Here is a 13,066-nt window from a genome sequence, read left to right on the forward strand (position 1 = left end):
TGCTAATTTTCCTCACATCGACGTGAAAAATGGTCGTTTGGTCGAGCCCCTTCAAATGACTACGATTGTAGCCATCGAAGCATTTATTGGCGGAGTCGATCATGCAAGAAATTTCTTCAAGCATCACGTTCGAAATCCCTCCCGGCGAAACCGTGCCGATGAAGGTGCAACGCAGCACGCGTCTGACGGTGCAATGCGGGCCGGTGTGGGCGACGCGCAGCAACGACGTCGAGGACTACTTCCTGGTCGACGGCGAGACGCTGCGGCTGCGCCGCGGCGAGCGGCTGTGGTTGAGCGCGGAAAGCGGGCAGGGCGCGCAGGTGGCGTTCTCGGTGTCGCGGCCGGCCGGCGAGGTTGCGCGCGGCGCGCTCGCACGGCTGCGTCACCGCGTGAATGCGCTGTTCCACGACGGCTGGCGCACCGTCTGACGCGCCTTTCCTCCGACGGATGCGCGCGATCCGTCCCCTTCTGAAGCCGGCGAGACGCATGGGTTTTCGGTAAACTACCGGCCATGTCCGTCTCGCCGGTTGCCATCGTGTCCACGCCTGTCGCTGTTTCCGAATCGCCCGCCGGGTCTCCGGTTCAGCCCGTCGTGCCGGTCACCGTGCGCTGGCGGGGCAGCGAGGCGTACGAGACGAGCTTCGACGCGATGCGCGCGTTCACCGACACGCGCACGGCCGACACCGGCGACGAAATCTGGGTCGTCGAGCATCCGCCCGTCTACACGCTCGGCCAGGCCGGCGACCCGGCCCACCTGCTGGTGGCCGACAGCGGCGTGCCGCTCGTGAAGGTCGACCGCGGCGGACAAATCACCTACCACGGCCCCGGCCAGATCGTCGTCTATTTGCTGCTGGACCTGCGCCGGCGCAAGCTGATGGTGCGCACGCTCGTGACGAAGATCGAGGAGGCCGTGATCGAAACCCTCGCGGCGTATAATCTCGCTTCGGTCCGCAAGGCGGGCGCGCCGGGAATCTACGTGGCATCCGGCGTGCACGAAGGCGCGAAGATCGCGGCCCTCGGCCTGAAGATCCGCAACGGCTGCAGCTATCACGGGCTGAGCCTGAACGTGAAGATGGATCTGCGCCCGTTTCTCGCGATCAACCCGTGCGGCTATGCCGGACTGGAAACCGTCGACATGGCGAGCCTCGAGGTTGCCGCCGACTGGAACGACGTCGCCCACACGCTGGTGGGGCGTCTGATCGCCAACCTCGACGGCGAATCCGCGGCCGCCGACAAGCCGCAGGCACTGGAACATTCGAATGACTGACGTTACCGCTTCCCCCGCACCGGCCGATTCGGCCGCGACCCCTGCCTACGATCCGACCGCCAAGCAGAAGGCGCAGGCGAAGACGGCGCGCATCCCGATCAAGGTCATTCCGATCGAGAAGCTGAAGAAGCCGGAATGGATCCGCGTGAAGGCGGCCACCGGCAGCTCGCGCTTCAACGAGATCAAGACGATCCTGCGAGAGCACAACCTGCACACCGTGTGCGAGGAAGCGAGCTGCCCGAACATCGGCGAATGCTTCGGCAAGGGCACGGCGACGTTCATGATCATGGGCGACAAGTGCACGCGCCGCTGCCCGTTCTGCGACGTCGGCCACGGCCGTCCCGATCCGCTCGACGCGGATGAACCGAAGAACCTCGCGCGCACGATCGCAGCACTCAAGCTCAAGTACGTGGTGATCACGAGCGTCGACCGCGACGACCTGCGCGACGGCGGCGCGGCTCACTTCGTCGAGTGCATCCGCGAAGTGCGCGAGCAATCGCCGGAAACGCGCATCGAGATCCTGACGCCGGACTTCCGCGGCCGTCTCGACCGCGCGATCTCGATCCTGAACGCGGCGCCGCCCGACGTGATGAACCACAACCTCGAAACGGTGCCGCGCCTGTACAAGGAAGCGCGCCCGGGTTCGGACTACGCGCACTCGCTGAAGCTGCTGAAGGACTTCAAGGCGCTGCATCCGGACGTCGCGACGAAGTCGGGCCTGATGGTCGGCCTCGGCGAGACCGAAGAGGAAATCCTGCAGGTGATGCGCGACCTGCGCGCGCACGACGTCGACATGCTGACGATCGGCCAGTATCTGCAGCCGTCGGAGCACCACCTGCCGGTGCGTGCTTACGTGCATCCGGACACGTTCAAGATGTACGAGGAAGAAGCGTACAAGATGGGCTTCACGCACGCGGCCGTCGGCGCGATGGTGCGTTCGAGCTATCACGCCGATCTGCAGGCGCATGGGGCGGGGGTGGTCTGAGCGCCATTGGCCTGCTCCGCAGGAGCCGTGCAGTCGAAAAAAGCCCGCAGCGATGCGGGCTTTTTCGTTGGCGCGGCCGCCGAGCAGGCGTTCGCACGACATTCGCCACCCGACCGGACACGCGATCCAGTCGAACGTGAAAAGCAAAGCTGGAGCGGCATCGATAGCTTCGCAGGATAAGTTCGCTCCCGCCGCGCGCAAAGCCCGTAAAGTCGGCTCTCCCGCAGCAATGCACGCATTCGAAGGAGAGCCGCATGTCCCGTTTCAGCCTCGTGGGCCGCGCCGCAGTCGCGCTGGCCGCCTTTGCCGTACTCGGCGCGGCGCACGCCGAATCGCGCGAAGTCGTGATCGCGTACCAGGACATGGTCGTGCCGTGGCGCTACGCGCAGGCGAGCGGTGAAGTCGAAAAGGCCACCGGCTACAAGGTCACGTTCCGCAAGCTCGACAGCGGCGCCGACGTGATCCGCGCGCTCGCGTCGGGCTCCGTGCAGCTCGGCGAGGCAGGCTCCAGCCCGATCGCGGCCGGCCTGTCGCAGGGGCTCGACATCTCGCTGTTCTGGGTGCTCGACAACATCAACGACGCCGAGGCGCTCGTCGCGCGCAACGGCTCGGGCGTGACGAGCGTCGCCGCGCTCAAGGGCAGGAAGATCGGCGTGCCGTTCGTGTCGACGTCGCATTTCCATACGCTCGTCGCGCTGCAGGCCGCCGGCGTGAATCCGAACGACGTGAAGATCGTCAACCTGCGCCCGCCCGAGGTCGCGGCCGCGTGGACGCGCGGCGACATCGACGCGACCTATATCTGGGATCCGGTGCTCGCGAAGGTCAAGCAGTCGGGCACCGTGCTGACCACGTCGGGGCAGGTCGCGAAGGAAAGCGGCAAGGCCACGTTCGACGGTTTCGTCGTGAGCCGCAAGTTCGCGCGTGCCAACCCCGAATTCGTCGAGCGCTTCGTGAAGGTGCTGGCGGCCGCCGATGCGGATTATCGCGCGCATGCGGCGGCGTGGAAGGTCGGCTCGCCGCAGGTCGCGGCGGTGGCGAAGGTGTCCGGCGCGAACGCGCAGGACGTGCCGGCCAGCCTCGCGCTCTACGCATTCCCGACGCCGGCCGAGCAGGCATCGCCGACGTGGCTCGGCGGCGGCGCGCAATCGGGCGCCGCGAAGTCGCTCGCGGCCACGGCCACGTTCCTCAAATCGCAAGGCACGATCCAGACGGTGCTGTCCGACTACTCGGTCGGCGTCGATCCGCAGTTCGTGCAGAAGGCCGCGCGCTGAGCGCCGCGCATCACGCCACTCACCCCGGAGCACTCGATCATGAGCACGCTGGAGGTTCGTCAGGTATCGGTCGCCTATCCGGGCGAACGCGGCAGGCCGACGACGCAGGCGCTCGCGCGCGTCGACCTGCGCATCGATTCCGGTGAATTCGTCGTCGCGCTCGGCGCGTCGGGTTGCGGGAAGACGACGCTGCTCAATTGCATGGCCGGCTTCGTCGCTCCGACGACGGGCGACGTGCGCGTCGACGGCGTGCCGGTCACGGGCCCCGGCGCCGATCGCGGCGTCGTATTCCAGAAATATGCGTTGCTGCCGTGGCTCGACGTGCTCGACAACGTCGCGCTCGGGCTGCGCTTCGCGCGCGTGTCGAAGCCCGAGCGCGAAGCGCGCGCGATGGAGATGCTCGCGCTCGTCGGCCTCGAGCGCCATGCGCACGCGCGCGTGTACGAACTGTCGGGCGGGATGCAGCAGCGCGTCGGCATCGCGCGTGCGCTCGCGAGCGATCCGCGCGTGCTGCTGATGGACGAGCCGATGGGCGCGCTCGACGCGATGACGCGCGGCACGATGCAGGCGCTGGTGCTCGATGTGTGGGCACGCACGGGCAAGACGGTGTTCTTCATCACGCACGACGTCGAGGAGGCGCTGTTCCTCGCGACGCGTCTCGTCGTGATGACGCCCGGCCCCGGCCGCATCGCGGAAACCTTCGAGCTGCCGTTCGCGCGGCGCTACGTCGAATCGCGCGATGCGCGCGCGGTGAAGTCGGCGCCGGAATTCATCGCATGGCGCGAGCGGCTGATCGCGTATCTGCATCGCGACGACGCGATCGGGCAGGCGGCGTGATGCACGAGTTCGCGCGGCACGGCGCGTCCGTCGGGCGCGGCCGGATCAGTACTTTGCACAGGCAGGACGACATGAGCACGCAGGATTCCTGGCCGGCCGATCGAGCGGTCGCACCATTCGCGCAGGACGAGCGCAGCACGCCAGGGCAGCGCGCGGTGCGGGCGCCACGCGCATCGCATCGCTACCGGTTGCCCGGGCAGGGGCGGACGGCCGCGCTCAGCGCGGCGACGGTCGCGGCGCTGGCCGTGCTGTGGTGGGTCGCGACGCATCTGCAGTGGCTGCCGCCGCTGTTCCTGCCCACGCCGGAAGCGGTGTGGGCCGCGTTCGTCGACGCATGGCACGGCCGGATCCAGGGCGGCCTGCCGTTGTCCGACCATCTGTTGTGGAGCGCCGCGCGCGTGTTCGGCGCGTTCGTATTCGCCACCGCGATCGGCGTGCCGACGGGCATCCTGATGGGCGTGAGCCGCATCGCGCGCGGCGTGCTCGATCCGCTGCTGGAGTTTTACCGGCCGCTGCCGCCGCTTGCGTACCTGCCGCTCGTGGTGATCTGGTTCGGCATCGACGAGACGGCGAAGCTGGTCGTGATCTTTCTCGCGTGCTTCGCGCCGATCGCGATGGCCGCCCGCGCGGGCGTGCGCGCGGCGACGGTCGAGCAGATCAACGCCGCGTATTCGCTCGGCGGCAGCTTCGCGCAGATCGTGCGCCACGTCGTGCTGCCGGCCGCGCTGCCGGAAATCCTCACCGGCCTGCGGATCGCGATCGGCTTCGGCTGGACGACGCTCGTCGCGGCCGAGATGGTCGCCGCGACGGCCGGCCTCGGGCAGATGGTGCTCAATGCGTCGAGCTTCCTGCGCACGGATATCGTCGTGATGGGCATCCTGATCATCGGCGCGATCGCGTGGCTGTTCGATCTCGCGATGCGATGGGTCGAGCGGCGGGTGGTGCCGTGGAAAGGGCGCGGGTGACGCGAACGCAGGCGGCGCACGCGCCGCCCGTTCCCGCCGGCCTCAATCGCCCATCGCGATCCCTTCGCGCCGCGGGTCCGCGCCGCCGAACCACACCGTCTGCCCCTGCACGTTCAGCCGCTGGATGCCCTGCAGGCCCGAGTTCATCTCGACGACCTGCACGTCGTGCCCGCGCCCCTTGAGCCCGTCGACGAGCGCATCCGACACGCGCCCGCGCTCGAGCTGCGTCGGCCCGTTCATCGATCCGAAGTTCGGCAGCGCGATCGCCTGCTGCATCGTCATCCCCCAGTCCATCACGCCGATCAGCGTCTTCGCGACGTGGTTGATGATCGCGGGGCCGCCGGCCGAGCCGACGATCATCGTCACCTGTTTCGTCTTCTTGTCGAACACGAGTTCGGGCGACATCGACGAGCGCGGCCGCTTGCCCGGCTGCACGCGGTTCGCGACGGGCCGGCCGTTCTCGCTCGCCGCGAACGAGAAATCGGTGAGCTGGTTGTTCAGCATGAAACCGCGCACCATCAGCCGCGAGCCGAACGCATCCTCGACGCTGGTCGTCATCGACAGCGCCTGGCCGTAGCGGTCGACGATCGCGATATCGGACGTCGACGGCAATTCGGGGCTGCGGTCGTCGGCCAGCGCGAGCGTCGCGCCCTGCGGCGTGCCGGCCTGCGCGACGCCCATGCTCGTGTCGCCGATCAGGCGCGCGCGCTGAGCGAGATAGGTCTTGTCGGCAAGGCTCGCCCAGCTGCCGCCCGGCAACGGCACGAAATCCGGATCGGCGACGTAGCGCGCGCGATCGGCGAACGCGAGGCGCCCGGCCTCGCTGAACAGGTGCGCGGCAAACGGCGTCGGCTCGTAGCCGAGCTCGTTGCGTACCGGCTTCTGCGCGCCGATCTGCTGCCAGTCGGGCATCGCCTCGAGAATGCCGAGCATCTGCGCGATCGCGAGACCGCCCGACGACGGCGGCGGCATCCCGCACACCACCGAGCGCCGGTAGTCGGTGCACAGCGGCGCACGCACCTTCGCCTTGTAGCGCGCGAGATCCTGCAGCGACAGCAGACCCGGGTTGGTCGGATGCTTGCGCACCTTGGCGACGATGTCGCGCGCGATCGCGCCGGTGTAGAACGCATTCGCGCCGCGCTCGGCGACCTGGCGCAGCACGGTCGCGAGCGCGGGGTTCTTCAGCACCGTGCCGGCCGCCTTCGGCGTGCCGTCCTTGTTGTAGAAATACGCGCGCGCGGCCGCGTCGTTCATCAGGTACTTGTCGTTCGCGATCAGCATCGCGAGGCGCGGGCTGATCGTGAAGCCGTGCTCGGCGAGCCGGATCGCGGGCTGGAACAGCCGGCGCCACGGCAGCTTGCCGTGCGCCCGGTGCGCGGCCTCGAGCATGCGCAGCACGCCCGGCGTGCCGACCGAACGGCCGCCGACGACGCCTTCGTAGAAGCCCATCGGCTGGCCGGTCGGGCCGTAGAACAGGCGCTCGGTCGCGGCGGCCGGCGCGGTCTCGCGGCCGTCGTATGCCTGCGTCGTCTTGCCGTCGGAGTACAGCATGAACGCGCCGCCGCCGAGCCCGGACGATTGCGGCTCGACGAGCGCCAGCACCATCTGCGTCGCGATCGCCGCGTCGATCGCGGTGCCGCCGGCCTTCAGCATGTCGTAGCCGGCCTGCGTCGCGAGCGGGTTCGCGGCCGCGATCATGAAATGCTGCGAGGTCCAGCCCGGCTTGTCGGTCCAGCCTGACGACCGCTCGGGCGCGTGAACGCCGGGCAGCGGCACCGCGGCGCCCGACGCGGCGGCAACCGGGACGACGGCGCCCGACGGCGCGGACGGGGACGTGCAGCCCGCACCGAACGCGGCGAACGTGACGAGCGCGGCGAGCGTGAGCGTGGCGGCGAGCGTCCGGGGACGCGAATGCGGACGGATCCGGTCGAACATTGAAACCCTCGGCAACAGTGAATTCGAAGGAGGCGGCGTGTGCGCGGCACGCGCTCCGCACGGGCGGCGCGCTATTGTCGCCGCGCGGCCGGCGGGTTGTCACCCGACAGGAAACCCTGACGCATCCCGTCGGGCCCGCCCCGGCCGGTCTTTCCGGCCTGTTCGAGGATGAACTCTATGAACGTCGCGGTCGCGCGCGTGTGGTGCCGGTTCGGCATGTAGAGCATGTACATGTGCGTGCCGAAGATACTGAGCCGATATGCATCGAGCGACGTGACGACCGTGCCGCGCCGCATGTCGTCCTGCATCACGTAGTCGGGCACGATGCCGACGCCGATCCCGGCGAGAATCGCCTGGCGCAGGAACAGGAAGTTCTCCGAAATCAGCGTGGGCTCGAGCAGCACCTCGTGACGTTCGTCGCCGAGATACGCGGCGATCCGCAGCTGCCGCCCGAGCACCGTCGCGGTGACGACCGGCGCGGCGGCCAGCGCGCCGAGGCTCGCCGGCATCCCGTGCGCGGCGGCGAACGCGGGCGACGCGCACGCGACGTAGCGCACCGCGCCCATGTCGCGCGCGACGAGGTTCTGCGGCGGCTCGGACATCACGCGGATCGCGATGTCGACTTCGTCGCGCATCAGGTCCTCCACGCGATTCTCGAACACGACGTCGAGCACGATGCCCGGATGCAGCCGCTTGAACGCGAGCAGCCAGTCGGACATCACCATCTGCCCGTAGCCGCTCGGCACCGACAGCCGCACGCGGCCCTGCAGGTCCTGGCCGAGCGTCGTCACCGATTCCTGCGCGGCAAGCAGCTCGTTGCGGATGCGCCGGCCGTGTTCGTACAGCTTCAGCCCGATCTCGGTCGGCTCGATGCGGCGCGTCGTGCGGCGCACGAGCTGCTGGCCGATCGAGCGTTCGAGCTGGTTCAGCCGGTAGCTGACGTTCGCGCGGCTCATCTTGAGCCGCTGCGCGGCTTTGCTCAGGTTGCCCGCATCGAGAATCTCGACGAGCAGCGTCAGCGCGTTCAGGTCCATGCTCGATGTCTCCCGATCCGGCCCTTTGACGGTCCGAAAACATTCAATGTCAAGTCAGACTTGACAGCTTGTAAAGGCGCGCGGGAATTGTCAATGAATCTCGATCAATCGAGAATCGAGTCATGCCCGGCAACCACGCCGGATCGTTTCCCGCCGCGCGGCATCAGGCTCGAAAGGCGGCATCGTTGGCCCGCCCCGACGACCGCTTCCGCCCGCCCGCGCGGCGCATCGCACTGGAGACACGATGAATTCATCCGCTTCCCCCGAATCCTCCCAGGCCGGCACCGTCACGCGCGAACGGCGCGACAAGCTGCTCGTCGTCACGATCGACCATCCGCCCGTCAACGCGTTGTCCGCCGACGTGCGGCGCGGCCTCGCCAACGCATTGGACGCCGCGCAGGCCGACGACGCGATCCGCGCGGTGCTGATCGTCGGCGCCGGCCGCAATTTCATCGCGGGCGCCGACATCCGCGAATTCGGCAAGCCGCCGGTGCCGCCGTCGCTGCCCGACGTGTGCGAGCGGATCGAGTCGAGCGCGAAGCCGGTCGTGGTCGCGCTGCACGGCGCGACGCTCGGCGGCGGCCTCGAGGTCGCGCTCGCCGCGCATTACCGGCTCGCGGTGCCCGGCGCGAAGCTCGGCCTGCCCGAAGTCACGCTCGGCCTGCTGCCCGGCGCGGGCGGCACGCAGCGCACACCGCGCCTGATCGGTGCGAAGGCCGCGCTCGACCTGATGCTGACGGGGCGTCACGCAAGCGCCGACGAAGCGCTCGCGCTCGGCCTCGTCGATCGCGTCGCGCACAGCGACGACACGCTCGCCGAAGGGCTCGCCTATGCGCAGGAACTCGTGTCGCTCGGCGCGCCGGCGCGGCGCACGCGCGATGCGCAGGGGCTTGCCGATCGCGCGGCCGCGCAGGCCGCGATCGACGCGGCGCGCGCCGAGTTGCCGAAGAAGTCGCGCGGGCTGTTCTCGCCCGCGAAGATCGTCGAAGCGGTCGAGGCGGCGCTCACGCTGTCGTTCGACGCGGGGATGAAGCTCGAGCGCAGCCTGTTCCTGCAATGCATCGACAGCCCGCAGCGCGCGGGCCTCGTGCACGCGTTCTTCGCGGAACGCGAGGCGGCCAAGGCGCCCGAGGCGCGCCGCGCGAGCGCACGGCCGGTCGAGCGGATCGGCGTGGTCGGCGGCGGCACGATGGGCGCGGGCATCGCGGTCGCGGCGCTCGACGCCGGGCTGCCGGTGACGATGATCGAGCGCGACGAAGCGTCGCTCGCGCGCGGCCGCGCGCATGTCGAGAAGGTGTACGACGCGCTCGTCGCGAAGGGGCGGATGACGCCGGCCGCGCATGCGGCGCGGCTCGCGCGCTTCAAGGGCAGCACGTCGTACGATGCGCTCGCGCAGGCCGACGTCGTGATCGAGGCCGTGTTCGAGGACATGGCCGTGAAGAAGGCCGTGTTCGCCGAGCTCGCGCGCGTGTGCAAGCCGGGCGCGGTGCTCGCGACCAACACGTCGTATCTCGACATCGACGAGCTGGCCGCCAGCATCGACCGGCCGGCCGACGTGATCGGCCTGCATTTCTTCTCGCCGGCCAACGTGATGAAGCTGCTGGAGATCGTCGTGCCGGCGCGCGCGAGCGCGGACGTCGTCGCGACCGCGTTCGCGCTGGCCAAGCAGCTGAAAAAGACGCCGGTGCGCGCGGGCGTGTGCGACGGCTTCATCGGCAACCGGATCCTCGCCGTCTACCGGACGGCGGCCGACTACCTGATGGAAGACGGCGCATCGCCGTACCAGATCGATCGCGCGGTGCGCGAATTCGGCTTCCCGATGGGACCGTTCCAGGTCGTCGATCTGGCGGGCGGCGACATCGGCTGGGCGACGCGCAAGCGCCGCGCGGCGACCCGCGACCCGCGCGCGCGCTACGTGGAGATTTCCGACCGGCTGTGCGAGCGCGGCTGGTTCGGGCAGAAGACCGCGCGCGGCTACTACCTGTATCCGGACGGCGCGCGCACCGGCACGCCGGACCCGGAAGTCGAGGCGATCGTCGCCGAGGAGCGCGCGAAGAAGGGCATCACGCCGCGCACCTTCACCGACGACGAGATCATGCGCCGCTACCTCGCCGCGATGATCAACGAAGGCGCGAACGTCGTGCACGAGAAGATCGCGCTGCGCCCGCTCGACGTCGACGCGGTGTTCCTGTACGGCTACGGCTTCCCGCGCTATCGCGGCGGCCCGATGCACTACGCGGACACGGTCGGCCTCGCGAACGTGCTTGCCGACATCCGCGCGTTCGCGAAGGAGGATCCGCTGTTCTGGAAGCCTTCGCCGCTGATCGTCGAGCTGGTCGAGCGCGGCGCAGGTTTCGCGAGCCTCAACCATATCGACTGAACGTTCACCGCATTCGCAACGGACTCACGATGGATCTCAATTTCACACCCGAAGAGGAAGCGTTCCGCACCGACGTGCAGCGCTTTCTCGCCGCCGAACTGCCCGCGCGCATCGCGCGCAAGGTAAAGGGCGGCCTGCATCTGACGCGCGACGACATGCGCGAATGGCACGCGATCCTCAATGCGCGCGGCTGGCTCGCGAGCCACTGGCCGCGCGAGTATGGCGGCCCCGGCTGGAGCGTCGCGCAGAAATTTCTGTTCGACAACGAATGCGCGCTCGCGGGCGCGCCGCGCATCGTGCCGTTCGGCGTGAACATGCTCGGGCCCGTGCTGATCAAGTACGGCAGCGATGCGCAAAAGCGCCACTGGCTGCCACGCATTCTCGACGGCACCGACTGGTGGTGCCAGGGCTATTCGGAGCCGGGCGCCGGTTCCGACCTCGCGTCGGTGAAGACGAGCGCCGTGCGCGACGGCGACCACTATGTCGTGAACGGGCAGAAGACGTGGACCACGCTCGGCCACTACGCGAACATGATCTTCTGCCTGGTGCGCACCGCGACCGACGTGCGCAAGCAGGAGGGCATCAGTTTCCTGCTGATCGACATGACGACGCCCGGTGTCGAAGTGCGCCCGATCGTCACGCTCGACGGCGAGCACGAGGTGAACGAGGTGTTCTTCACCGACGTGCGGGTGCCCGTGGCGAACCTGGTCGGCGAAGAGAACCGTGGCTGGACGTACGCGAAATACCTGCTCACGTACGAACGCACCAATATCGCCGGGATCGGCTTCTCGACGGCCGCGCTCGAGCGGCTGCGCGCGGTCGCCGCGAAGGTCACGAAGAACGGCCGGCCGCTCGCGGACGATCCGTTCTTCGCGGCGCGCATCGCGCGCGTGGAGATCGAGCTCGAGAACATGCGCACGACCAACCTGCGCGTGCTGGCCGCGGTCGCGGGTGGCGGCGTGCCGGGCGCGGAAAGCTCGATGCTGAAGATTCGCGGCACGCAGATCCGCCAGGAGATCACCGCGCTGATGCGCCGCGCGATGGGGCCTTACGCGCAGCCGTTCGTCGAGGAGGCGCTCGACGCCGATTACGACGGCGAGCCGCTCGGCCCGGACGGGGCCGCCAGCGCCGCGCAGCAGTATTTCAACAACCGCAAGCTGTCGATCTTCGGCGGCTCGAACGAGATCCAGAAGAACATCATCGCGAAGATGATGCTCGGGCTGTAACGAGGGACGCGACGATGGATTTCCAGCACACAGAAGACCGCCGGATGCTGGCGGACACGTTGAACCGGTTTATCGCCGAACAATATGCGTTCCCCGTGCGCGACCGCATCGCGCAGTCGGCCGACGGATTCGATCGCGCGATGTGGCGGCGCTTCGCCGAACTCGGCGCGATCGGCGCGCTGTTTCCCGAAGCCGACGGCGGCTTCGGCGGCGCGGGTTTCGATATCGCCGTCGTATTCGAATGCCTCGGGCGCGGGCTCGTCGTCGAGCCGTTCCTCGGTGCGCTGCTCGCGGGCCGCGCGCTGTCGCTGGCCGGCGGCGACGCGCATCGCGACAAGCTCGCCGCGTTGATCGACGGCAGCGCGAGCGCCGCGTTCGCGCACGACGAGCCGGGCTCGCACTACGAACTGACGACGGTGCGCACGCGCGCCGAGCGCACCGCCGACGGCTGGGTGCTGACCGGCGCGAAGGGTGTCGTCGACCAGGGCGCGCAGGCGGCGTTCCTGGTCGTCAGCGCGCGCGTGTCCGGCGATGACGACGACGCGGCCGGCATCGGCCTGTTCGTCGTGCCGGCCGACGCGCCGGGCGTGTCGCTGCGCGACTACCGGAAGATCGACGGCGGCCGCGCGGCCGAAGTGCGCTTCGAGCGCGTCGTGTTGCCGGCCGATGCCGCGCTCGGCGCGCCGGATGCGCATGACGGAGAAGCCGGCGCCATGCTGCTCGAGCGCGTGCTCGGCTACGGGCTGCTCGCGCTGTCCGCGGAAGCGCTGGGCGCGATGGACGTCGCGAAGGACGCGACGCTCGACTACCTGCGCACGCGCAAGCAGTTCGGGCTGCCGATCGGCAGCTTCCAGGCGCTGCAGCACCGGATGGCCGACCTGCTGCTGGAAGTCGAGCAGGCGCGCTCGGCGGTGATCAACGCGGCCGCGCAGCTCGATGCGCCGCGCGCGGTGCGCGAACGCGCGCTCGCGGCGGCGAAATACAGCATCGGCCGGATCGGCACGCTCGTCGCCGAGGAGAGCATCCAGCTGCACGGCGGGATCGGGATGACGTGGGAGCTGCCGCTGTCGCATTACGCGAAGCGGCTCGTGATGATCGATCACCAGCTCGGCGACGAGGATCACCATCTCGCGCGCTACATCGCGCTGTCGAAGCAGTAAAGGCAT

The 13,066-nt window shown here is 69.1% G+C and carries 11 protein-coding genes; 9 read left to right on the forward strand and 2 right to left on the reverse strand.

From position 1 onward, the window contains the following. Positions 1-101: 101 nt before the first annotated feature. From HW466_RS21060 to HW466_RS21085, 6 genes are all read left to right on the forward strand, one after another. The gene (locus HW466_RS21060; RefSeq protein ID WP_059451612.1) at positions 102-428 is read left to right on the forward strand and encodes a DUF2917 domain-containing protein; all 327 of its coding nucleotides are present in this window, start codon (positions 102-104) and stop codon (positions 426-428) included. A gap of 83 nt (positions 429-511) precedes the next feature. Next, entirely contained in the window at positions 512-1,267 is a 756-nt protein-coding gene (gene lipB / locus HW466_RS21065) for a lipoyl(octanoyl) transferase LipB (RefSeq protein ID WP_059507820.1), read from the forward strand. Next, positions 1,260-2,252 carry a lipoyl synthase gene (gene lipA, locus HW466_RS21070; protein ID WP_059451537.1) on the forward strand — a complete coding sequence of 331 codons (993 nt, stop codon included), beginning with the start codon at positions 1,260-1,262 and terminating at the stop codon, positions 2,250-2,252. Before lipB ends, lipA begins: the two co-directional genes overlap by 8 nt. A 254-nt stretch (positions 2,253-2,506) precedes the next feature. Further along, entirely contained in the window at positions 2,507-3,523 is a 1,017-nt protein-coding gene (gene tauA, locus HW466_RS21075) for a taurine ABC transporter substrate-binding protein (protein ID WP_059544926.1), read from the forward strand. A gap of 39 nt (positions 3,524-3,562) precedes the next feature. Then, on the forward strand, positions 3,563-4,360 hold the full coding sequence (locus HW466_RS21080) for a taurine ABC transporter ATP-binding protein (RefSeq protein WP_059979721.1): 798 nt from the start codon (positions 3,563-3,565) through the stop codon (positions 4,358-4,360). Continuing rightward, the gene (locus tag HW466_RS21085) at positions 4,360-5,325 is read left to right on the forward strand and encodes an ABC transporter permease subunit (protein WP_151005059.1); all 966 of its coding nucleotides are present in this window, start codon (positions 4,360-4,362) and stop codon (positions 5,323-5,325) included. The genes HW466_RS21080 and HW466_RS21085 overlap by 1 nt, the downstream gene beginning before the upstream one ends. Before the next feature lie 42 nt (positions 5,326-5,367). On the opposite strand, the gene ggt is transcribed toward HW466_RS21085, so the two are convergent. Together ggt and HW466_RS21095 are read right to left on the reverse strand one after the other, a co-directional pair. Next, the gene (gene ggt, locus HW466_RS21090; protein ID WP_059952291.1) at positions 5,368-7,260 is read right to left on the reverse strand and encodes a gamma-glutamyltransferase; all 1,893 of its coding nucleotides are present in this window, start codon (positions 7,258-7,260) and stop codon (positions 5,368-5,370) included. Between the two features lie 71 nt (positions 7,261-7,331). Next, a complete protein-coding gene (locus HW466_RS21095) occupies positions 7,332-8,294 on the reverse strand; it encodes a LysR family transcriptional regulator (protein WP_059451532.1) in 963 nt (320 codons plus the stop codon). A gap of 244 nt (positions 8,295-8,538) precedes the next feature. On the opposite strand from HW466_RS21095, the gene HW466_RS21100 reads away from it, so the two are divergent. The 3 genes from HW466_RS21100 to HW466_RS21110 are packed head-to-tail and all read left to right on the forward strand — an operon-like array spanning position 8,539 to position 13,060. Continuing rightward, the gene (locus HW466_RS21100) at positions 8,539-10,674 is read left to right on the forward strand and encodes a 3-hydroxyacyl-CoA dehydrogenase NAD-binding domain-containing protein (RefSeq protein ID WP_174906027.1); all 2,136 of its coding nucleotides are present in this window, start codon (positions 8,539-8,541) and stop codon (positions 10,672-10,674) included. A gap of 29 nt (positions 10,675-10,703) precedes the next feature. Further along, positions 10,704-11,900, forward strand: a complete 1,197-nt coding sequence (locus HW466_RS21105) for an acyl-CoA dehydrogenase family protein (RefSeq protein ID WP_151006675.1) — start codon at positions 10,704-10,706, stop codon at positions 11,898-11,900. 14 nt (positions 11,901-11,914) lie between these two features. Then, a complete protein-coding gene (locus HW466_RS21110; RefSeq protein WP_059768640.1) occupies positions 11,915-13,060 on the forward strand; it encodes an acyl-CoA dehydrogenase family protein in 1,146 nt (381 codons plus the stop codon). The last annotated feature ends 6 nt before the right edge of the window (positions 13,061-13,066 follow it).

The organism is Burkholderia territorii, assembly GCF_902833055.1.
Lineage (GTDB): Bacteria > Pseudomonadota > Gammaproteobacteria > Burkholderiales > Burkholderiaceae > Burkholderia > Burkholderia territorii.